This is a genomic window from Bradyrhizobium sp. CB82, assembly GCF_029714405.1.
GTDB lineage: Bacteria > Pseudomonadota > Alphaproteobacteria > Rhizobiales > Xanthobacteraceae > Bradyrhizobium.
In genome coordinates, this window is the sequence record NZ_CP121650.1 from 2,517,346 (window position 1) to 2,538,726 (window position 21,381).

A 21,381-nucleotide genomic window follows, 5' to 3' on the forward strand; every position below is an offset into this window, starting at 1 on the left:
GGGTGGCGGGGCGATGAAGTGGTTCGCAAGGCAAAAGCTGTCCGACGTCTGGGATGAGCCGATCCAGTGGCCGATCGGCGACATCGAGGCTGCCGATCGCATCCGCGACATCTGCCAGTCCGCATCCGCGAGCGCCGAATGGGGCGGCGGCGTTGCCGCGCGCGCCGACCACGGTAGAACATCGGCCGAGAAGCAGCGCAAGCATGAAAGCGAGCGCTATGAGCGCGCGGCGCGCGCCGCGATGGAAATCGCGATGAAGATCTCGGACGATCTGATGCGCGATGACGCCGTCCGTCGCATCGTCGATCTCTGCATGAAGGCGGGCGACATGAAGACGGCGCAGATTCTCTATCGCGCGATCCAGGCGAACTGGATTCGGGAGGCCGTGCAAAAGGACTATCCGGCGCTCGTGCAGTAATACCGACTTGCCTTGGGGTTTGTATTCTTAAATCCGGCTTCCGGACGTGCCGGAATTGCGTCCGCTTCACTCCGGAAGCGACCCGTTGCTGCGCACGAGTGAAAGACGCGAAGGGCCATTTCCGGACTCGCGCATTGATGCGCCCCGTCGGCATAGGCGGTTTACTCAGGCAAACCCGCTTTTCGAAGGCCCTCAATCATCAGCTTCGAGTTCGATTGCCCTCCGCGAGCAATCCACGCGGAAATCGTAAAGGAGGGATCGACCTGAAGCAGACGCGCCGCTGCCTCACGCGCCTCATCGTCACGTCCGACATGGGCGAAAGCGGACGCGAGACAACGGTAAGCTGCCGAATAGGAGGGGTTCTGACGAAGGGCTTTCTTTCCCGCGATGATGGCATCCTCAAAGCGACGAAGCTCAATAAAGGCAAACCCCATCCCAGTGAACGTTATGTGAAGCCGCGGGTCTACTGGGCTCATGCGCACGGCACGTTCAAAGCTTCGGACCGCTTCCTCTGGTAGGCCCGCAGTTTGATAGACCCAACCTCGCGCGCGCCATGCGTTAAATGAGTTTGGGTTGAGCGCGACCGCCCGGTCTGCCATTTCGATTTCACTTTCAGAATCGCCGACCATGAACGCCGAGATTATGGCAGCAAATGCTAATGTTTCCGGATCACCATCATCGACGCTCAATGCCAAGCGAAGAAGCCGAATTGCTTCCTGTCTGTCTAACTGAGGATCGATGGCATAACCCAAAGTGACATTGTTCATGTGACAGAGACCTGCCAGAGCAGCCACAAAGCCGAACCGAGGGTCCAGCTCCAGTGCACGATAGGCTAACCGAGCCGCTTCGGCCATCGCGTCGCGAGTCAACAGGTTATACTGCTGTATTGCTCGGAGATACAAATCATACACGGTGAGGTTTTCTGGTCGTCGTCTCGCCGCCATTACAATTTCTGTTTTAAGCAACGTTGGCTGGATCGCAGAGACGACAGCGGCCGTCACTTCGTCCTGAAGAGCAAAAACGTCCGTCAAGTCCCGCTCGAACCTGTCCGCCCAGATGTGCGCGCCAGTAGCCGCATCAATTAATTGTGCGGTGATGCGGACTTTCCCCGACGCCTTGCGCACCGATCCCTCAAGGACATAGCGTACGCCAAGCCGACGCCCGACTTCCTTGATATCGACGGCTGGGCCTTTGAAGGTGAAGCTCGAATTGCGAGCGATGACGAACAACCACTTGAACCGCGAAAGCGCGGTGATAATGTCCTCCACCATCCCGTCCGCGAAATATTCCTGCTCCGGATCGCCGCTCATGTTCTGGAACGGCAGCACGGCGATCGAGGGCTTGTCCGGGAGTGGTAGGGCTTTGGTCCCATCCGGAGACGACCTCGGGCTGGCCGCCGACTGTGCAGCCGAGCGCACCGCGTAAAGGCGGACCGGCCGCTCTATATTCTTCAGTGATCTCTCGCCGAGATCATCAAACGAGAAGCTGGTCTTGCCTCTGACCTGCTCGAAGGCATTGGCGGACAAGCAAACTCCACCCGGCTCGCACTCGTTCTCGACCCGCGCTGCGACGTTGACGCCGTCGCCAAAGATGTCATCGCTGTCAATGATGATGTCGCCAACGTTTATTCCGACGCGAAACAGGATGCGCGGCCCAGCTCCACTGGCCGCTCGCTCTGCCATTTTCTCCTGAACCTCAACCGCGCAGGTCACTGCATCGACAGCACTTGCGAACTCGACCAGCATGCCGTCGCCCGTCGTCTTGACGATGCGGCCGTTATGGGCAGCGATGGCTGGATCGACGACCTCGCGGCGGTGCATTTTCAGGGCGGCTAGCGTGCCGACCTCGTCAACGCCCATGAGGCGCGAGTAGCTGGCCACATCAGCCGCCAGCACCGCCGCGAGCCGCCGCTCTATATGCTCGCCTGCCAACGAAGCCTCCGATCGATCGATCTCAGCTCAGGCTATCAAAGCATGGGAACTGGTTCTCAGCCAGCGTGGCGGAGCGGATTTCCGGCATGTCTCAGAATGGGATGGACCGGCCGTGCTCCCGCCCAACCAGCGAGCATGCTTGTGGGGTAGTCAGGAGAAGGAGCCACGCCATGCCGCGCAAGTTTGCCACCGCAGTCGTTACCATTGGTATCGATCCGGGCAAGAACATACTGCACCTAGTTGGCCTCGATGCCCGAGGAGAAATTGTGCTGCGCGAGAATGTGGCGCGCGCCAAAATTGTGTCGCGGCTGGCGAATATGCCGCCATGCTTGATCGGGATAGAGGCAGGCATGGGAACGCACTATGTGACCCGCGATCTGCTCGCCCTCGACCACGACGTGAGGCAAGTGCCGCCGGTCTACGCCAAGCCTTTCCGGCAGACCCACAAGAATGATTTTCGAGATGCGCATGCGGTCGCTGAAGCCGTGCAACGCCCCACGACGCGGTGCGTACCGCCGAAAACCGATGAGCAGCTCGATCTGCAGGCGTTGCATCGCGTGCGCTATCGCCTGGTGGGCAACGGACCGCGATCATCAATCAGATCCGCTGCTTTCTCCTGGAGCACGGCATCACGGTGAGGCAGCGGCTCCACTGGTTGCGCCACGCATTGCCGGACATCCTCGCCCAACGCACAGATGTCCTGTCACCGCGGATGGTTCGCATCCTAGAGGATCTGGCTCAAGACTGGCGCCGCCTCGACGATCGCATCGAGGCTGTAACTGACGAAATCGATGTGCTCTCCAAGAACACGGAACCCTGTCGGCACTTGATGACAATACCGGGCATAGGCCCGATCATCTCGAGCGCCATCGTCGCTGCGATCGCTGAAGGAGCTGCCTTCACACGCGGCCGAGATTTTGCTGCTTGGCTGGATTTGGTCCCCAAGCAGATCTCCACAGGTGATCGAACGATTCTCGGACGCATCACCAAACGCGGCAATCGCTACCTTCGCATGCTCTTCCTGCAGGCCGCCCGCGTCGTTCTGCTTCGGCCAAGGAATTGGATGCAGCACAGCTTTGGACCTTGGCTTGCTGCCGCGGCTCAACGGTTGCACCATAACGTGCTGGCTACAGCTCTAGCTAACAAGCTGGCCCGCATCGCATGGAGCGTGCTTGTAGAACATCGTGTATACGAGACGCGTCTCAGCGCGGCAGCGGTATGATGTGAGCGGTATAAGCTTGCTCTGGTTCACCAAAGGGATGACCGCCACCCTTCTCCGCCCCCGTCGCTCGCCGATTAAGGCGAGCGAGCGACGGCGACTCCGAAGGGATGGCTTCAGCCAATCGTTGAGCCGCTTGGTAGTACCCGCCGAGGTCTGCGAGTTAAATTTGAGGAAGATGGAGGAACGGTCTAGCCGTCGCGTTATCTGGTGACCCAACTGGCCTTTGAGGGCCTATCCGAGAATGAGATCGGACGCGCGCGGATATCCATGATGGCCAGGAGCGATCTGCTCCACGCGAGGGCCGGATACAGAAGCGCAAGACCAGTCACCGCCACTTCTGCAGATTTAGCTTGCAACGCACGGCCGGGGTCACAAGCCGTAATACTTGCGGCGAGCAAATCAAGTCGGCTCTGCCTCTCATAGGACACCTCAACGAGACCCGCGGGATTTGTCGCGATCGCGCGATCCAGGCGAGCTGGATTCGGGAGGCCGTGCAAAAGGACTATGCGGCGCTCGTGCAGTAATACCGACTTGCCTTGGGGTTTGTATTCATAAATCCGGCTTCCGGACGTGCCTGAATTGCGTCCGCTTCACTCCGGAAGCGACCCGTTGCTGCGCACGAGTGAAAGACGCGAAGGGCCAAGAGCCGACAACTCGTCGGTGGCGGGTGGCATTGATGGAGTCAATTCCAGTCAACAAAATCCTGAGACTTGGTACCCGCCGATTGCGGCCCGTCTCGACCCAAAGCGGCCCTTTGCCGCAATGGGGCCCGCGCCGGACAAGTTGCGTATCGGCTTTCGGGGGCGCAGACTTAGCAGCGTATGGTCGAGTTCGGGGATGGCGACCAGTCCACCAACCGGGGGAGGAACTCAGGGGAGGCGGACTATGAATGCGATCCTCGTGGGATTGGGGCTTGGCCTAGCTCTGTCCGCCGCGCCGCTCACAACGTGGGCGCAAGCTGATGATGCGCCGCCCGCTTGGGCGTATCCGGTAAACCCGCCGGATTTCAAAGTGCATCCCGACGATGGGGCGCCGCGGCATGTTCCCGACAGCACTGCCGCGTTCACGCTCACGCAGGCACGAGATCTATTCTTCGCCCTCGATTGGCATCCTTCGGACCACCCGCCGCTGCCGGATATCGTCGCTCATGGCCGCAAGCCGGACGTAATGGCGTGCGGCGTGTGTCACCGGGCGGATGGGCCGGGCGGGCCGGAAAATAGCGGCATTGCCGGCCTTTCCGCGCAGTACATCGTTCAGCAGATGGCCGACTTCAAAAGCGGCGAGCGGACGACCTCCGTCCCGCAACGAATCCCGCCGCAGCTGATGATCAAGACTGCAAGGGGCATTACCGATACGGAAATCGAACAGGCAGCGGCCTATTTCTCCGGGTTGAAGCCGCGGGCAGTGATCAAGGTGGTGGAGACCGCCACCGTACCGAAGACCCGTGTCGCCGGGTGGTTTCTCGCGGCCTTACCGGGCGGGGAGATGGAGCCGATCGCCGGTCGCATCATCGAGGTTCCGGAGGATCTGGAGCGCTTCGAGATGCGCGACGCGCGATCGCCCTTCATCGCCTACGTGCCGCCTGGGAGCGTCGAACAGGGCCGACAACTCGCTACCACCGGCGGCAACGGAAAGAGCGCGCCATGCACGATCTGCCATGGGCCCGAACTGAGCGGAGTGGGACCGATCCCCGGCCTCGCTGGACGCTCGCCGAGCTACCTCGTGCGGCAACTCTACGATTTTCAGCACGGCACGCGGGCCGGTCCATGGAGCCCGCTGATGGCGACCAATGTGAGCAAGCTGACGCTCGACGACATGGTGGCGCTAGCCGCCTACGCGGCGTCCCTTCAGCCCTGAGTCGACGTGCCGATGCTGGATTACCTGCGCGAAGTCGCCAAGGCGAAAGCCGAGCTGGCCGTGGTCGACCTAAAGGGCGGCTCACCGCCCACGCGAGCCGACCTGTGAACCGGGTACAAAGTGATCTTCTGCGCGCGCTTGAGGTCGCGTGGGAGCCAACATCCGTTTAGGGTCAATCTCGACATTCTTGCAGTTGGCCAGCCACGTCCGATCTACCCAAACTTCAGACATACCGCTGCACTGCGCCAACTGAAGCGATCAGCCATCAGCCCACTTGGCAGCGTGAATTTGTGATGCCCGCTATTCCGGCTGTCGCGACCACGCCGGTATTTTGCTGTCGGTTGACGAGTGAACGCCCCAATACACCGATTGCAATGGCGCTCGCGGCCTCTTAGCCTTGTCGAGAAAACAACCGGGGAGGATAGACCATGGAAATCCAGGCCTTCGGTTATCTCGGCGTCGGCGCGTCGAACCTCGATGATTGGGCCGCGTTCGCCACATCAAACGTTGGCATGCAGGCCGTGGACCGCGCCAGCTCGATGCGTGCCTTCCGTATGGACGACCGCAAACAGCGCCTGTTCATCGACCGGGCCATTGAGCCGGGCGCTCGGGTCTTCGGCTGGGAAGTCGCCAATGCCGCGGCTCTCGACTCGCTCGCTGCCCGCCTTGAAGCCGCCGGCGTCGCCGTGAAGCACGAACCCGCAGCGCTGGCCGATCAGCGCTGTGTGACGGACCTGATCTCCTTCGCTGATCCCGCCGGCAATCGTTTGGAAGCCTTCCACGGCGCCCAGGTAGCTGACACTGTCTTTAAGCCTGGCCGCGACGTCTCCGGCTTCCGTACCGGCCCACAAGGCATGGGCCACACCCTTCTAACATTCCCCGACATCGATGCCGCCCTGGCCTTCTACAAGGACCTGCTGGGGTTTCGCATCAGCGACTTCATGGTTGCCCCGCTGAAGGCCTACTTCATGCATGTCAACGCACGCCACCACAGCGTGGCTCTCGTGGCCGCGCCGGTGCGCAGCATGCATCACCTGCTCGTCGAGTACTATCAGCTCGACGATGTCGGCCAGGGCTACGATCTGCTGCAGAGCACCCCGGAGCAAATCGTCGCCACACTCGGCCGCCATCCCAACGACCTCATGACGTCGTATTACATGCGCACCCCGTCGGATATCTACGTGGAATGCGGCTGGGGTGGCAGGGAGGTCGACGACGTAACGCCACCCGTGGAGATGACCAACCTTGGCAGCTTCTGGGGCCACAAGGGCCTGTTCGAGGACATCGGCGCGCCCACCCCACGTGCTGAGACGCGCCGCGCCACTGTTCAGGTGATGGAAGGCAACTACGAACGCATGGCTGGCACCTGTCCGTGGTGGGATGCGATGCGCGGCAAGACCCGCTAACGCCGTGTTCGGCGCTGAAAGCATTGCCCGGACCTCGATGTCTCAGTCGGTCACGAGCGTCGCCATCTGCAACACTCGGCTGTCCGTCGACTTCCGCTACGCCCCGTTCGCGACCGAGGTCTGGTGGCGGTGCAAACGTCGCGAAGGCACAGAAGCGGAAGTCGCCGTAATCAGATCAGTGGAATTGATAATTGAGCGTTAGCGTCACGGATTGATTGGTGACCCGCTCTTGGGCGTTCAAGACAGCAGACCCAGAGGTCGACAACGTCCCATTCTGGTTGAATACAGTGACCGTGTCGGAGATGGTGAAGCTCGTGGAACGCGCATAGGTGTAGGCAAAATCTAAGAACCAGCCGCTGGCAAAGGAATAGGTAGTACCAATTTGCGCCGCGCCGCCCCACACCCAATTCTGATTAAATACGGTGATCGGCAGGCTGGTGGGGAACGTTCCTCTCAACGACTGGGTGGCAAAGGGAATCCCATTGATAAAATTGGACTCCACGCCGAACAGGGCCGGACCGCCACCGGCGTATAGCGTAAAATTGCCGAATGCCCGGCCGATGGTGCCGATAAGCGAAAACTGATGCTTGAGATTGATTTCCGCTGGGCTGATCGCCAAGAACCCAGTGATAGGTCCAGAGGTTCCGGCGTTCGGTCCGCTTACTACGGTGCCGGTCCCATTCTGCGGAATGCTCACGTTCTGCTTCGAGTCGACGTTTGCGTATTTATAATTGAACTTGAGCCCAGCCAGCCAGTCGCCCCCGGCAAACGGATGCATATAGCCGAACTGAACATCGGGGGCGAAACCGGATTTGTTTCGATTGTAGTCGAAAAAGGGACCACCCTCTTGCCCTTGGGCGGTTAGCACCCCCGCATCAAATACACTGATGAGGCCGGATACGGGATGTCCCGGGTTCTGTTGAATTTCTGAAGAGGTCGGCGTTGCCCACCTTGAGCCGGTAGGCTCGGGGTGCTGATTCCACAAAGGAGAGCAACGCCATGACGAGAGATATCACACCGGCTGGTTGGCCGGCGACCGGGGCTGTGGACGAAGCGTTTGCAGAAGTGCGGGCGAGCTTCGATCGGTTCTGCCTTGCGGCAGGGATCGAGGCGCTCGGCACGATGATGGAGGCGGATGTCACGGCGGCCTGCGGGCCGCGCCACGGTCGCGACGCGGCGCGGCGGGCGCACCGTTGGGGCCGAACGCGGGGACGGATCGGCTTCCACGGCGGCAAGATCGAGGTCGAGCGCCCGCGGGTCCGGGGCGTGGACGGCCGCGAGGTCACGATCCCGAGCTGGGAAACGGCGGCGGAGGAGGACTGGCTCGGTCGCTGGGCGATGAACCTGATGCTGATCAATGTGTCGACGCGCCGGTTCGGCCGCGCTGTCCGGCTGCCCGAGGGTGACGTGCCGGCACCGCCCGGATCGGGGGTTTCGAAGTCGGCGGCCTCGCGGAGGTTCGTAGCGCTGTCGGCGGCGCGGCTGGCCGACTTCATGGCTGCCGATCTGTCCGCGCTCGACCTTCTGGTGGTCCAAATCGACGGGCTGCATCTCGGCGACGATCTCGTGCTGGTGGCCGCGATCGGGGTTGACGGCGAAGGCAACAAGCATCCGCTGGCGCTGGTGGAAGGGGCGACCGAGAACGCCGCAACGGTTCAGGCCCTGCTGGACAACCTGGTCTCGCGCGGGCTCGACCCGACGGTGCCAAGACTGTTCATCGCCGACGGCGCGAAGGCGTTGTCGAAGGCGATCCGCCGCACCTTCGGTTCGGCCGCTGCGATCCAGCGCTGCCAGATCCACAAGGCGCGCAACATCATGGAACGCCTGCCGAAAGAGCATCATGCGGCCACCCGTCGGGTGCTGCGCCAGGCCTGGGAGCTCGATGACGCCGACAAGGCTGAAAAATTGATCCGCAATCTCGCGCGTCGACTCGACCAGCAATGGCCCGGCGTAGCGGCCAGCATCCTCGAAGGCCTCGACGAAATCCTGACTGTCGTCCGGTTGAAGCTGCCGAAGGAGCTTCGTCGATCGCTCGCTTGTACCAACATCGCCGAGAACATGATGGGCACCATTCGCCGCGTCACGCGCAACGTCAAACGCTGGCGGGATGCCGGCATGGCCTTGCGATGGGTCGCGGCCGGCATGATCGAGGCCAACAAGGGCTTCCGACGATTGAAGGCGCATAAGCAATTGTCGGTTTTGCGTGCGGCCCTTCAAGCTCGCCACAATCGCATGACGATCAACCCCGTTGCCCACGTCACGAGGGCCGCGTAACATTCATTCCGGCAACGTCGGCCCGACGTAGTTCAACAGCGATCGGGACATCCCCGCCGGATACGCCCTGCAGCGATTGGTCGAAATGGGTCCAGTTATAGCTGCCGCCCACACCGATATAGAACCCGGACCAATCCCACTTAGCAGGCGGCGGCGCTGACGGAAGAGCTTTGACGGCCATATCAGCGGCAAAGACAGCGGCGCTTGTTGCTACGATTAAAGCGCTCCCGCAAATAATGGAAATAAGTCGGTTGCTCATTTGACCACCCCCCAACAAATTCTCATTGCCGTTCGCGGCGATTGCAATTCGGAACCTTTCCAAGAGGCGGCGCACCCCCGGATTTCCGGCCGGTGTTGCCCCGTAGCAACGTCCGCCTTGGATCACTTTCGATCGAGTCCGGATGGGTTTGCCTGTCAAACCCTTCCGCTCCACCCCACAGCGGACATTTCCACATCGCCCGCGTCATATGAGTACAGGCCTAGCCGGCGAGCTTCCGGACAGCCTCGTCGACGCTGTGGAAGACGCGGTCGCTCGGTAGCGCGTCGTAAAGCCGAAAGCGTTCGAACGCGTTCTGCGCGCGGACCGACTCCAGCCGCGCGACAGCGATGGTGACGCCTTGCTGGTTACACGTCTTGAAGACCTCCAGCAGGACCTGGGCCGCGGTGAAGTCGATCTCGACCATGCCGCTTGCTTCCAGCACGATCAGCTTCGGCGTCGCGGTCTTCAAGAGATCGGCGACGTCGTTGCGGAAACCCGGCGCGTTGAGGAACGACAGCGGTGCCTGCAATCCGATTACGGCGACGCCGGGGACGCGCTCGCCCGCGATATGCGGATGCGCCGGCCACCAGATCGTGGTGCCCGGCACGCGATCGAACTCGACGAGCTCGGCGCGCGTCGTGCTCCAGATGCCGTGCAGGAGCGACAGCACGATGCCGAGGAACGCGCCCTGCTCGATCGGCAGCACGATGATCAGCGCGGCAGTGGTGAGGATCAGCAGGAACTCGCTGAAGGACTGGCGATAGATCGTGGCGATCTGCTTCACGCGGATGATCCGGAGCGCGACGAACAGCAGGATGCCGCCGAGCGCCGCGTCCGGCACGTGCTGCAACAGCCCGGTGCCGAAGGCGAGCAGCGCCAGCACGATCAGCGCCGCGGCGAGGCCTGACAGTTGCGACTGCCCACCGGTCTCGACCACGATGCCTGTGCGCGGCGGGCTGGCATTCACAGGAAACGCGCCGAACACGCCGGCAAGCAGGCTGCCGGCGCCGGCGCCGAGGAAATCGCGGTCGACGTCGGCGGGCTTGTCGGGATCGGACGGAAACGATCGCGTGGTCGCCGCGGTCTGGACCATCACGACGATGGTGATCACGAAGGCCAGCGGAACGAGGTGTACCCACGCCTCCGGGGCAAGCTCCGGCAAGGTCGGCATCGGCAGCGTGCCCGGGACGGTGCCGACCACCTTCACGCCCTTGCCTTCGAGCCCGGCCCCGATCACCGCCAGCGTCGCGCCGACAAGTCCGATCAGCGCGCCGGGAATCTTGGCGCTGATCGTCTCGGCGAGGAACACGACGGCGAGCACGCCGAAGCCGATCAGGATCGTGTAGGGATTGGACCGGCCAAGCTCGCGCGCCAGCGTGCCGATGCGATCGAGCGTCGGTCCGTTTGGCGCCTCCACGCCGAGCACGCCCGGCAGTTGCGAGACGATGATGTGGACGGAGATGCCGGCGAGAAAGCCGACCATCACCGGCACCGACAACAGATTCGCGATGCCGCCAAGGCGAAAGATGCCGCTAGCGACCAGCATCGCGCCGACCATCAGCGCGAGCGCGATCGCTAGCGATTGATACTCCGGCGAGCCGGTCGCGGCGGCTGCCGCAAGGCCGCCGGCAAAGATCGGTGTGATGGTGGAATCGGCGCCGCAGGACAGGAAGCGGTTGCTGCCGAGCAGCGCAAAGCCGAGCGAGCCCGCCATGAAGGCGAAGAAGCCGATCTGCGGCTCGAAGCCGCCGAGCCGCGATGTCGCCATCTGCTCGGGGATGGCGATCGCCGCGAGCGTCAGGCCTGCCATCAGATCTCCCGGCAGCAGGCCAGCGCGATAGGACGAGAGCGACCGCAATAGCGGCCAGGATGGCTTGGCGTCAGCGTCTTGCGGCATCGATACGAATTCCCCGGCGACAATGGCGGGGAGCAGACTAACAGGAATCCAAAGATGTCAGGCGCTCATGAAGATGCCCGCAGGTCCCTGTGCATCTGCGGGCGCCTTCTCGATCTCAGCCTTTGTCACTAACCCTCATGGTGGGGAGCGCGAAGCGCGTTTCGAACCATGAGGTCCTGCCCTGTGGCCCACATCCTTCGAGACGCTTGCTTCGCAAGCCCCTCAGGATGAGGAGTTAGAGCGTTTATGAAGCAGTAAGGCTACCTGCGATAATCGCCGTGGTTCATCTCGCCGCCGCGCCCGCCGCCCATTCCCATGCCGAGGCCAATTCCGACGCCGATGCCGATGCCTTGCATGACGGCGGCCGGTGGCGGCCCCGGGGGCGGAGCGCGCTCCACGACCACATCGTCCGGTGGAGGCCGGCGCTTCGGCGGCGTGTCGACGACCTTCCTCTTCGGCGGCGTGTCATCGACGCGCTTCTTGATGATCGGCGCCACGGTCGGATTGATCGGCGTTGCAGGAGTGGATGGCGTCGAACACGGGCAGGTCGGCGCCATCGCGACGGCAACCGGGACTGCAGCCGCCGCGGCGACCGGGCCGTAGTTGCGGTTCTGCACGCGGAGCAGCAGCCTGCGCGCGGTCGCGGCAAGGTCGCTGCCGCCCCAGTTGGTGAGATAGGTCTCGTACGAGGCGCGGGTGTTGATCGCGACCGCTTGCTCCCACGCCATCATCTGGCGCCGGCGTTCCAGGATCATGCGCAGGCGCGCCGTGTAGGACGTTTGCGCGTATAGCTCAATATAGGCCTGATACGCAGGCACGCTGTCGTCGGCGATCACGAGATCGTAGGCGACCTTCGGCTCCTTGCCGCGCAGCTCCTGACGCCAGTCCTCGACGCTGCGGCTTGCGCTGGCCAGCGCCGGCAAACCCGCGCCGGGAGCGGAGGGCTGCTGGGCGCTGCTCTCGCCGAAGAACTTGAAATCAGCGGTCAACGACGAGCTTTCCCAGGGGATCTGCCGGCCGTCCGTCGACTGGGCGACGGCGACACGGATGCGCTTGAAGACTTCCTCGATCGGCAGGTTCGGCTGCTTGGCGATCGTCAGCGCCGCCGTGGTGTAGGGGCTGTCGATGCCGGAGCCGTCCTCGGCTTCCGCCCCCGGTGATGTCGAGTAGGAAATGAACGAGCCCGGTGCGCCGGCCCTGGTGTCGACGATGGCAAGCCCGTGGCCCGCGCCACTGAGCGCCGGGAACGGATTGTTGCGGCAGGCATCGAGCATGAAGATGCGCGCGCGCGTCGGCAGTGCGCCGAGCGTATTGAGCAGGTCGTTCAGCCGCACGCCCTGCAATGGAATGTCGGCCTCGCGCTTCGGATCGAGGTCGACCGGCACCAGATAGTTCTCGCCGTCGATCTGCAGGCCGTGGCCGGCATAGAACACCAGCGCGACGGTGTCGGCGCCGCTGGCGGCGACCTTGCCGGCGAAGTCGCTGATCGCCTGGCGCATCTCGTTCTGCGCGAGGTTGGGTGCGGTGGTGACGCTGAAGCCGGCGTTGCCGAGCAGTTCGGTCATGCCCTTGGCGTCGTTGGCGGCGTTGGGCAGTTCGGGCACTGCGCGATAGGCGGATTGGCCGATCACGAGCGCGAGCCGTGTTTCGGCAGAGACGTCCGTCACGGTGATGAGCTGCGAAAGAACGAGAAGGCTGGATGCAAGAAGCAGATTGCAAAGGGCCGGACGGCGCATGGTGTCACCTCCATCGGCAATGCGCGCGAGGGTGACAGCTTTTCTAGCTGTGTGTCATGACGGAGTCTGTGCGCTAGCTCACGCTGACACGTGCGGCAAATTGGGCAGGTCTGCTGCCGGAGATGCCACCCTGGGTGGTGGCGTTGTCAGACCAGGCCGCGATCCCAAGGCGGCTCCGGCGAAAAGCGGGCTGCCAGGAAATCGATGAAGGCGCGGACCTTCGCCGGCGGACGCCGGTCCGGCAGATAGACCGCATGCACCGCCGACGACTGCATCTCCGGCTGGTCGAGCGGCAGCGCCACCAGGGTCCCGGCGCGCAGATCATCGGCGACGATAAAGGTCGGCTGCCGTGCGAGGCCAAGGCCGGCGAGGCTGGCGGCGCGCAGCGCATCGCCATTGTTGGCGCGGAGGTTGCCGCTCACCTGGACGCGGATCTCGCCGTCCGCGCCGAACAGCCATTCGGCGGCGCTCGCCTGCTGCGACAGCGTGTAGCCGAGGCAATTGTGCGCGGCGAGGTCGGCGACGGTGCGCGGGGTTCCGTGTTTGGCGAGATAGGACGGCGCGGCGCACACCACGAGCCGGTTCGGTGCCAGCCGTCGCGCCACCATGCTGGAGTCGCGCAAGCGCCCGATGCGGATCGCGAGGTCCCAGCCTTCCTCAGCGAGATCGACCAGCCGGTCGTTGAGGCCGAGTTCGGTCGTGACCTTCGGATAGCGCTCGGCAAAATCGCCGAGCAGCGGCGCGATCTGCCGGGTACCGAACACCACCGGCACGTTGACGCGGAGCAGCCCGCGCGGCTCGACCCGTTCGGCCGCGACCGTGGCATCGGCGGTCTCCATGTCGGCCAGGATACGCTCGGAGGATTCGAGGTAGCTGCGCCCGGCCTCGGTGATGGACAGCCGGCGCGTGGTGCGATGGAAGAGCTTGATGCCGAGGCGGCCTTCAAGCGACGCAACGTGCTTGGTGACCATGGTCTGCGACAAGCCCATCGCGCGTGCGGCGCCGGACAGGCTGCCGACCGCCGCCACCTTGGCGAAGACTTCCAGGCTGGTCAGGCGGTCTAGCAATGATTTCACTCTATTGGTGTGAACTATTCTTCCAAAATAGCAGATTATCAGCGAATTGAGAATAGATCATAAGGTGAGAAATCAAAGGAGACCATTATGATCGATTCCCGTACCGCGCCCTATGCGGCGCTGGTGTTGCGCGTGACGCTGGGTGTGCTGTTTCTCGCCCATGCCAGCTTGAAATTTTTCGTCTTTACCCCCGCCGGGACCGCAAAGTTCTTCGGCAGCCTGGGCTTTCCGCCCGAGCTCGCCTATCTCGTGATGACGGTTGAGGTGGCGAGCGGCATCGCCCTGATCCTCGGGGTATGGACCCGCTACGCCGCGCTCGCCGGCATTCCGATCCTGCTCGGCGCCATCTTCACCGTGCACGGCGCGGCCGGCTTCTTCTTCACCAATCCGAAGGGCGGTTGGGAATTCCCCGCGTTCTGGGCCATCGCACTGGTTGCGCAGGCGCTGATCGGCGACGGCGCCTACGCGCTGCGCCCCTCGCGCCAGGACGTCGCGGTTGGCCAGTTGAGCGGCGCGCACTCGCGCTGACGTCCTTCGCAAGGATTAATTGAGAGACAAGGCTGCGGGATCATGTCCCGCAGCCTTGTCGAGTTTCGTCGCGGGAAAAGCAGAATGACCTCTGCATTGATCCAAAGCTGAATTGGATCGATCGGCTTTGAGCCTGGCCGCGCGCGGCACCATTCGTCGCGCGTCTCTTCGCCGAAACGTCCGCGCCTGCCGCCCTCCGTGTCGCCACGTACCGCTACCCTTGCCTGTCTTGTCGCTTTGGCCCTACAGTCGATGAAACGGCTGCGGCAACGACTGCGGCACGATAAAAAAACGCTTGGGGAGAGAGCACATGACAATCGTGCCAGTGAGCCGTCGCGCGTTCATCAAAACCTCGACGGCGGTAGCCGCCGGCCTCGTATTCTCTCCGGCCATCATCGGCCGCGCCGAGGCCGCGACGTTGAAGCTGAAATGCTCCTCCTCGCTGCCGAACGATCCGAAATATGCCAACGGCCGCGTCTACTACGACAATCTGGTCAAGCAGCTGAAGGCCAACGGGCTCGGTGAGCAGGTCGAGGTCGCGTTCTTCCCCGACAATCAGCTGGGCCAGGAAATCGACGTCATCAATTCGGTGAAGCTCGGCGTCATCGACCTGATGGTATCGGGCTCGTCGATCTCGGCCAATCTGGTGCCGCTCGTCGGCACCTTCGACCTCGGCTATCTCTTTGCGAGTTTCCCGCAGCAGACCAAGGCGTTCGATGCCGGCGCCGCCAAGCCGATCGAGGATGCGCTGCTCAAGGGCGCCAACATCCGCATCATCGCCTGGGCCTACAATTTCGGCTCGCGCAGCGTGCTGGCGAAGAAGCAGGTGAAGACGCCCGAGGATCTCGCGGGCCTGAAGATCAGAACGCTGCCCAACCCCGTCATCACGGAATGCCTGCGCCTGATGGGCGCGGCCGCGACGCCGCTGGCGTTCGGCGAGATCTACACCGCGCTGCAGGCCGGCGTGCTCGACGGGCTCGAGCACGACCCACCGACCATCCTGGCGAGCAAGTTCTTCGAAACGGCCAAGTTCTATGCGCTGACGCAGCACAACTTCTCGCCGCTTGCGATCTACTTCAGCGACATGACCTACAACCGCATGGATCCGAAGCTGCGCGACGGCTTTCTCGTTGCCGCGAAGGCGGCCGCGGCCGACACGCGTGCGCACGGCCTTGCGGTCGAGAAGGAGGCGCTTGCGGCGCTGACTGAGAAGGGCGTGACGGTGGCCGAATGCGACCGCGACGCGTTCAGGAGGCGCGTCATGCCGCAGACTGACAACTTCATCAAGACGCGGCCTGAATCCAAGCCCGTCATCGACATGATCCGCGCGACCCAGGCCTGAAGGTGACGATGACAGCCGCCGCGTCCCTCTCAGGCGGCCGCCGCGGGAGCATCCCCCTTTTGCTGCGCGTGAGCGACGCGACCGCGGCGATCCTCTTGGCCGCCGATCTCGTCGTGGTGTGCATTTCGGTGCTGCTGCGCTTCCTCTTCAATGCGCCGGTCGAATGGTCTGACGACGTCGCGCGTGGGCTGATGGTCGGATCGGCCTTCTTTGGTGCGGCGAGCGCGCTCGCGCGCGGCGAGAATGTCGGCGTTTCTTTTTTCCGCGACATGCTGGCGTTGCGGCTGCGGGCGCTGGTCGATGCCGCGGGCGCGCTGCTGATCGTGCTGATCTCGGCCTACGTCGCCTACAACGCGATCAAGCTCGGCACGCTGACCGCGGGCCAGACCACGGGATCCGGGCTGCCGCTGGAGCTGACGTTCTATCCGATGGGCGTCGGCGCGCTGTTCATGACGGTGTTCGCAATCGATCAGCTCTGTGCAAGGCCGCTGTCCGAGATCGCCAAGGGTCTCGTTGCGATCGCCGTGGTGACCGGCCTCTATCTCGCCTGGGATGCGCTGCTGCCCGCTTCGGTGCCGTCGTCCGGCACGGTGATGCTGATCGGCTTCTTCGTCACGCTGTTCGGCGGCCTGCCGATCGGTTTTGCACTGGCGCTGGCGGCGCTGATATTCATCTGGGTGGAGGGCTCGCTGCCCGGCGTCATCTTCGCCCAGCAGATGGCGCGCGGCATCGACAACTTCGTGCTGCTCGCGATCCCCTTCTTCATCCTGGTCGGCTACCTCATGGAAGCCAACGGCATGTCGGTGCGGCTGATCGAACTGTTGCAGCGCGCGGTCGGCCGCATGCGCGGCGGCCTCAACGTCGTGATGGTCACCTCGATGGTGCTGTTCTCCGGCATCTCCGGCTCGAAGATGGCCGATGTCGCAGCCGTCGGCTCGGTGCTGATCCCGGCCGCGCGGCGCTCCCGTCAGAATCCGGGCGGCGCCGTGGCACTGCTCGCGGCCTCAGCGGTGATGGCGGAAACCATTCCGCCCTGCATCAACCTGATCATCCTCGGCTTCGTTGCGAACCTCTCGATCGGCGGATTGTTCATGGCGGGCCTGCTGCCGGCGGCCCTCATGGCTCTGGTGCTGATCGCCGTGTCGATCATCTTCGGCAAGCCGCCGGCCTCGGTTGAAGCCGAGGATCCCGAGCCGCAGATTCCGGTCTCTGGTCTCTGGAGCGGGGCGATCGCGTCCTTCGGCCTGATCTTCATGATCTTCACCGGCTTCAAGACCGGCTTTGCCACCGCGACCGAGATCTCCGCCTTCGCCGCAGCCTATGCCATTCTGGTCGGCAGTCTCGTGTTCCGCGAGCTCACTTTGAAAGCCGCCGCGCATAGTTTTGTGCAGGCCGCGACACGCGCCGGGCTGGTACTGTTCATCGTCGCGGCTGCGCAGTCGCTCGCCTTCACGCTGACCTTGCAGCAGGTGCCGCACGCGGTTGGCGACTTCATGCTGGCCCTGTCGAAGACCTCTGGCGTCTGGCTGTTCATGCTGCTCGCGATCCTCGTCCTGATCGTGATGGGTTCGGTACTGGAGGGCGCCGCCGCGCTGATCATCTTCGGACCGCTGCTGCTCCCCGTCGCGGTGCAGCTCGGCATCGACCCCCTGCATTTCGGCGTGGTGCTGGTCATCGCAATGGGCATCGGCCTGTTCGCGCCGCCGCTCGGGCTCGGTCTTTACGGCGCCTGCCTGATCGGCAATGTGCCGATCGAGCGGACGGTGAAGCCGATCACGGGCTATCTGGGCCTGCTGATGCTCTGCCTGCTCGTGATTGCCTTCGTGCCGTCGATCTCGACCGCGCTGCCGCGCGCATTCGGTTATTAGACCGTGATGGGGGGATTGTGCTTGATTACCGCGAAGGAGGTGCGCTCCCTCTACCGCTTGCGGGGGAGGGCTGGGGTGGGGGTGCTTCCGCGATGGAGATACTCCGAGTGCGGAGAGAACCCCCACCCGGCGCTTCGCGCCGACCTCCCCGCAAGCGGGAGAGGTTGAAAGAGCCCGCGGCCCAATCGATTTCAAAATGTTCCGCTCTGAAGGAGTTTTCGCCGTGAAGGTTCTGCTGGCCCATACGCCGGAGATGCGCAGGAATTATTACGGCGAGCGCAGCCTCAAAGGCTTGCAGGCGCTAGCCGAGGTGATCCTGCACGAGGGCGACCAGGCGCTTGATGCCGCCGGCCTCGTCCGCGCCGCTGAAAACGCCGACATCATCGTCGCCGATCGCATGACCGAAGGCCGCGGCGAGATCTTTGCGCAATTGCCGCGCCTCTCCGCCTTCGTTCGCTGCGCCGTCGACATCCGCAACGTCGATGTGGAGGCCGCATCAAAGGCTGGCGTGCTGGTGACGCGCGCTGGTCCCGGCTTCGTCCAGGCGGTTGCCGAGCTCGCGCTCGGCTTCATGGTCGATCTGTCGCGCGGTGTGTCGCGAACGACGGCGGATTACCAGGCGGGCCGCAAGCCTGAAGCGCGGATGGGGCGCCAGCTCGCTGGCAGCAAGCTCGGCATCATCGGCTTTGGGAGCATCGGGCGTTATCTTGCCGAGGTCGCAAAGGTGCTGCGCATGGAGGTGCTGGTCGCCGATCCCTTCGTGACCATCGACGATAGCGCGATCAGGCACGTTTCGCTCGACGAACTCCTCGCGGCATCCGACTATGTCGTCTGCCTTGCGATTGCCAACGAGCAGACGGAGAATCTGATCGGCGCGGCGGCGCTGGCGCGCATGCAAAGGCATGCCGTCTTCATCAATCTCTCGCGCGGCAATCTCGTCGACGAGGCGGCGCTTGCGGCCGCGCTGCGCGAGAGGCGCATCGCCGGCGCCGCGATGGATGTCGGCCGCGCGGCGGACCAGATGCCGACGCCGGAGCTGGCGCGCCTGCCCGGCGTCGTCGCCACACCGCATGTCGGCGGCCTGACGCCGCAGGCGATCGAATACCAGTCGCTGGAAACCGTGCGTCAGGTCGAGACGATCATCAAGGGCGAGGTCCCGCCGGGCGCAGTCAATGCCGAAAGCTGGACGCGCCGTCCGCGAAGAGCCCCCTGAACCGGGGCGCCTACTCATGAGGCGCAGACCTCAGCTTTCCGGCGATCAGGCGGAAATCTGACGATCAATCATGGGTATTTCCGCTCGTGTCCCGGAGCTGACATGAGGCGCCACCGGCGCCCTGGTCAATCTTTGAACCAACACCAAATCCGGCCACACTACAAACCAAGTAGCGCTCATGCATGTCTGCGCCTGGCCTGCCGATCGACGAGGAGTACGGCCTGATCGTCCAATCGGGACTTGATGAACGGATGTTTGAATGCAGTTCTTCTTTTATGAGATCGTCGCTCGCATCGTCGCGATCTATTTGTGCGTCGATTGCATCCGCAAGGTGCGGTGTGGCCTTGCCGAGAGAAAAATCACGTCCTTCTATCATAGCACCGGTATTCTGGACTGGCTTGTGGACGGACTTCTGGGCTGGCCGAGTCAGGTTTTTCATAGAGACACCGCGCCGGTCCGGTACTGGATGGAAATCGGGCACCAGACAGTAGCCTTTCTTGCATGCCTCGCCATTGCGATACTTGGGTGGTGGCAGCCAAACTCCTGAGCACAACTACGGCAACGCCCAGACGCTGCACACCATCGTCGCCGAGCCGGCCAGGCGACGGTTCCTGATCGGCATCGGCGGCGATGCGCCAGCCCTCGATGAGGATATGCTGGACGTTGATTTCAAACTCTGGGTGTCGCCGGTAAGGATCTGCCGATAAAGCAGGTTGAAGGGCGGCTCGGCCTGGGTCGGCTATCGCCCCGGCGAACGAGAGCGAGGCTGTAGTGCAAGGTCCAAGCCAGTGCTCAAGCCGCCTGAGACGCATCGCCGCGCCGGGCGCAAGCGTGGCCGGGGCATGCGCGAAAAGCGCTTGACCCGGGCATCCCCCGATGATCGGAAAGATCGTCCAGGGATGAAACCGACACAATGCGGCTTCCGTTCTTCTATGGCTGGGTCGTCGTCGCGGTGACCTTCGTCACCATGGCCGTGGGGGTCAATGCGCGCACCGCGTTCTCGCTGTTCTATCCGCCGATCCTCTCCGAGTTCGGCTGGGAGCGCGGCGTCACCGCGGGCGCCTTCTCATTCGGCTTCGTGGCCTCTAGCGTGGCCAGCCCGCTGATCGGCCGGCTGATGGACATCGCCGGGCCGCGCGCGGTGATGGAGGTCGGCGTCGCGCTGATGGGTGGCGGACTGCTGCTCGCGCCGCTCACCAGCCAACCCTGGCATCTCTATGTCACCATCGGCGTCATGGTCGGTGCCGGCAGCGTCTGCCTCGGCTATTCCGGCCAGTCGCTGTTCCTGCCGAACTGGTTCATCCGCAAGCGCGGCTTCGCCATCGGGATTGCCTTTGCCGGCGTCGGCATCGGCTCGGTGACGCTGCTGCCCTGGGCGCAGCACATGATCGAGCAGAGCGGATGGCGCACCGCCTGCACCGCGCTGGGACTTTTGGTCCTGATCGCGCTGGCACCGATCAACCTGCTGCTGCGCAGGCGACCGGAGGATCTCGGCTTGCAGGCGGATGGCGACGCTGCACCGTCGGCGAGCGCGGCAAAGCCCGTTTCCAATATCGTCGATCCCGTCTGGGCCGGCACCGACTGGACTCTGAAGCGGGCGCTCGGCACGGCGCGGTTCTGGTGGATCGCGCTCGGCTATTTCTGCGGCCTGTACATCTGGTACGCGGTGCAGGTGCATCAGACCAAATTTCTGCTCGACATCGGATTCAGCCCGAGCGTCGCGGTGTGGGCGCTCGGAATCGTCAGCCTGCTCGGCATTCCCGGGCAAATCCTGCTTGGCCATGTCTCCGACCGGATCGGCCGGGAGTTGGTCTGGGCGGCAAGCTGCGCGGGCTTTGCGATCTGCTTTGCGGCGCTGATCGCGCTGCGATACCAGCCGTCGCTGTGGCTCGTCTACGTCATGGTGTTTGCGCAAGGCGCGCTCGGCTACGGGCTGACGTCGATCATGGGCGCGGTGGTGTTCGAGATCTTCCAGGGCAGGCACCAGGGCAGCATCTTCGGCACGATCATGCTCGCTGCGCTCGCTGGCGGGGCGGCGGGTCCCTGGGTGACCGGATTCCTCTATGATCTCGAAGGCAACTACACGCTCGCCTTTGCCATCGCGGCGGTCCTCAGCGGATTGTCGGCGCTGTCGATCTGGCAGGCCGCACCAGGCAAGGTGCGGGCCGTGGCCGGCCGGCTGCACAGGGCGCAGCGCGGGGCTGTTTCCGGCCAGCGAGTGTCATCCTAAGCGGAGACCTCAGCTTCCGGCAGCCAAGCGGACGGCTTGTGATCAGACCGAACAATGCCGCTTGTGGTCCTGAATGCGCGCCCTGACTATGGCGTTTGTGATTTCAGGCCTCTCAGAGACCGCG

Annotated in this window: 17 protein-coding genes and 1 pseudogene; 11 read left to right on the plus strand and 7 right to left on the minus strand. The window is 63.5% G+C overall.

Going from position 1 to position 21,381, the window contains the following annotated elements:
* Nucleotides 1-13: 13 nt before the first annotated feature.
* Nucleotides 14-418 carry a hypothetical protein gene (locus QA640_RS12195; protein ID WP_283040865.1) on the plus strand — a complete coding sequence of 135 codons (405 nt, stop codon included), beginning with the start codon at nt 14-16 and terminating at the stop codon, nt 416-418.
* Between the two features lie 161 nt (nt 419-579).
* On the opposite strand, the gene QA640_RS12200 is transcribed toward QA640_RS12195, so the two are convergent.
* The gene (locus QA640_RS12200) at nt 580-2,349 is read right to left on the minus strand and encodes an adenylate/guanylate cyclase domain-containing protein (RefSeq protein WP_283040867.1); all 1,770 of its coding nucleotides are present in this window, start codon (nt 2,347-2,349) and stop codon (nt 580-582) included.
* A gap of 170 nt (nt 2,350-2,519) precedes the next feature.
* Here QA640_RS12200 and QA640_RS12205 point away from each other — a divergent pair.
* From QA640_RS12205 to QA640_RS12215, 3 genes and pseudogenes are all read left to right on the plus strand, one after another.
* Nucleotides 2,520-3,571 (plus strand): annotated as a pseudogene (locus QA640_RS12205) (IS110 family transposase).
* A gap of 885 nt (nt 3,572-4,456) precedes the next feature.
* Nucleotides 4,457-5,428, plus strand: coding sequence for a cytochrome C-binding protein (locus QA640_RS12210; RefSeq protein WP_283040869.1), 972 nt, complete (start codon nt 4,457-4,459; stop codon nt 5,426-5,428).
* Nucleotides 5,429-5,856: 428 nt separating this feature from the next.
* On the plus strand, nt 5,857-6,834 hold the full coding sequence (locus QA640_RS12215) for a VOC family protein (protein ID WP_283040870.1): 978 nt from the start codon (nt 5,857-5,859) through the stop codon (nt 6,832-6,834).
* A 175-nt stretch (nt 6,835-7,009) separates the two neighbouring features.
* On the opposite strand, the gene QA640_RS12220 is transcribed toward QA640_RS12215, so the two are convergent.
* The gene (locus tag QA640_RS12220) at nt 7,010-7,702 is read right to left on the minus strand and encodes a hypothetical protein (protein ID WP_283040871.1); all 693 of its coding nucleotides are present in this window, start codon (nt 7,700-7,702) and stop codon (nt 7,010-7,012) included.
* 131 nt (nt 7,703-7,833) lie between these two features.
* Between QA640_RS12220 and QA640_RS12225 the strand changes: the two genes are divergently transcribed.
* Complete coding sequence (locus QA640_RS12225; RefSeq protein ID WP_283037679.1) at nt 7,834-9,108, plus strand: IS256 family transposase; 1,275 nt, start codon at nt 7,834-7,836, stop codon at nt 9,106-9,108.
* Here QA640_RS12225 and QA640_RS12230 read toward each other — a convergent pair.
* From QA640_RS12230 to QA640_RS12245, 4 genes are all read right to left on the minus strand, one after another.
* Complete coding sequence (locus QA640_RS12230; protein ID WP_283040873.1) at nt 9,092-9,367, minus strand: hypothetical protein; 276 nt, start codon at nt 9,365-9,367, stop codon at nt 9,092-9,094. The genes QA640_RS12225 and QA640_RS12230 overlap by 17 nt on opposite strands.
* A 220-nt stretch (nt 9,368-9,587) precedes the next feature.
* A complete protein-coding gene (locus QA640_RS12235) occupies nt 9,588-11,264 on the minus strand; it encodes a SulP family inorganic anion transporter (protein ID WP_283040874.1) in 1,677 nt (558 codons plus the stop codon).
* Nucleotides 11,265-11,524: 260 nt separating this feature from the next.
* The gene (locus QA640_RS12240; RefSeq protein ID WP_283040876.1) at nt 11,525-13,000 is read right to left on the minus strand and encodes a caspase family protein; all 1,476 of its coding nucleotides are present in this window, start codon (nt 12,998-13,000) and stop codon (nt 11,525-11,527) included.
* Nucleotides 13,001-13,146: 146 nt separating this feature from the next.
* Nucleotides 13,147-14,067, minus strand: a complete 921-nt coding sequence (locus QA640_RS12245; protein ID WP_283040877.1) for a LysR family transcriptional regulator — start codon at nt 14,065-14,067, stop codon at nt 13,147-13,149.
* A gap of 96 nt (nt 14,068-14,163) precedes the next feature.
* Between QA640_RS12245 and QA640_RS12250 the strand changes: the two genes are divergently transcribed.
* The 4 genes from QA640_RS12250 (at nt 14,164) to QA640_RS12265 (ending at nt 19,027) form a co-directional block, all read left to right on the plus strand.
* Complete coding sequence (locus QA640_RS12250; RefSeq protein WP_283040879.1) at nt 14,164-14,604, plus strand: DoxX family protein; 441 nt, start codon at nt 14,164-14,166, stop codon at nt 14,602-14,604.
* 310 nt (nt 14,605-14,914) lie between these two features.
* A complete protein-coding gene (locus QA640_RS12255) occupies nt 14,915-15,946 on the plus strand; it encodes a TRAP transporter substrate-binding protein (RefSeq protein WP_283040880.1) in 1,032 nt (343 codons plus the stop codon).
* 8 nt (nt 15,947-15,954) lie between these two features.
* Nucleotides 15,955-17,814 carry a TRAP transporter large permease subunit gene (locus QA640_RS12260; protein WP_283040881.1) on the plus strand — a complete coding sequence of 620 codons (1,860 nt, stop codon included), beginning with the start codon at nt 15,955-15,957 and terminating at the stop codon, nt 17,812-17,814.
* 223 nt (nt 17,815-18,037) lie between these two features.
* A complete protein-coding gene (locus QA640_RS12265; RefSeq protein WP_283040882.1) occupies nt 18,038-19,027 on the plus strand; it encodes a hydroxyacid dehydrogenase in 990 nt (329 codons plus the stop codon).
* Between the two features lie 64 nt (nt 19,028-19,091).
* Here the strand turns inward: QA640_RS12265 and QA640_RS12270 are convergent, their stop codons facing one another.
* Complete coding sequence (locus tag QA640_RS12270; protein WP_283040883.1) at nt 19,092-19,466, minus strand: hypothetical protein; 375 nt, start codon at nt 19,464-19,466, stop codon at nt 19,092-19,094.
* A gap of 58 nt (nt 19,467-19,524) precedes the next feature.
* Between QA640_RS12270 and QA640_RS12275 the strand changes: the two genes are divergently transcribed.
* Together QA640_RS12275 and QA640_RS12280 are read left to right on the plus strand one after the other, a co-directional pair.
* Nucleotides 19,525-19,734, plus strand: coding sequence for a hypothetical protein (locus QA640_RS12275; protein WP_283040884.1), 210 nt, complete (start codon nt 19,525-19,527; stop codon nt 19,732-19,734).
* 206 nt (nt 19,735-19,940) lie between these two features.
* Complete coding sequence (locus QA640_RS12280; protein ID WP_283040885.1) at nt 19,941-21,257, plus strand: MFS transporter; 1,317 nt, start codon at nt 19,941-19,943, stop codon at nt 21,255-21,257.
* The last annotated feature ends 124 nt before the right edge of the window (nt 21,258-21,381 follow it).

What these genes read in the sequence shown, in the direction of transcription:
- QA640_RS12195 (WP_283040865.1), top strand. Translation starts at nt 14, where the DNA reads ATGAAGTGGTTCGCAAGGCAAAAGCTGTCCGACGTCTGGGATGAGCCG.
- QA640_RS12210 (WP_283040869.1), top strand. Translation starts at nt 4,457, where the DNA reads ATGAATGCGATCCTCGTGGGATTGGGGCTTGGCCTAGCTCTGTCCGCC.
- QA640_RS12215 (WP_283040870.1), top strand. Translation starts at nt 5,857, where the DNA reads ATGGAAATCCAGGCCTTCGGTTATCTCGGCGTCGGCGCGTCGAACCTC.
- QA640_RS12225 (WP_283037679.1), top strand. Translation starts at nt 7,834, where the DNA reads ATGACGAGAGATATCACACCGGCTGGTTGGCCGGCGACCGGGGCTGTG.
- QA640_RS12230 (WP_283040873.1), bottom strand. Translation starts at nt 9,367, where the DNA reads ATGAGCAACCGACTTATTTCCATTATTTGCGGGAGCGCTTTAATCGTA.
- QA640_RS12235 (WP_283040874.1), bottom strand. Translation starts at nt 11,264, where the DNA reads ATGCCGCAAGACGCTGACGCCAAGCCATCCTGGCCGCTATTGCGGTCG.
- QA640_RS12240 (WP_283040876.1), bottom strand. Translation starts at nt 13,000, where the DNA reads ATGCGCCGTCCGGCCCTTTGCAATCTGCTTCTTGCATCCAGCCTTCTC.
- QA640_RS12250 (WP_283040879.1), top strand. Translation starts at nt 14,164, where the DNA reads ATGATCGATTCCCGTACCGCGCCCTATGCGGCGCTGGTGTTGCGCGTG.
- QA640_RS12255 (WP_283040880.1), top strand. Translation starts at nt 14,915, where the DNA reads ATGACAATCGTGCCAGTGAGCCGTCGCGCGTTCATCAAAACCTCGACG.
- QA640_RS12260 (WP_283040881.1), top strand. Translation starts at nt 15,955, where the DNA reads ATGACAGCCGCCGCGTCCCTCTCAGGCGGCCGCCGCGGGAGCATCCCC.
- QA640_RS12270 (WP_283040883.1), bottom strand. Translation starts at nt 19,466, where the DNA reads ATGAAAAACCTGACTCGGCCAGCCCAGAAGTCCGTCCACAAGCCAGTC.
- QA640_RS12280 (WP_283040885.1), top strand. Translation starts at nt 19,941, where the DNA reads ATGCGGCTTCCGTTCTTCTATGGCTGGGTCGTCGTCGCGGTGACCTTC.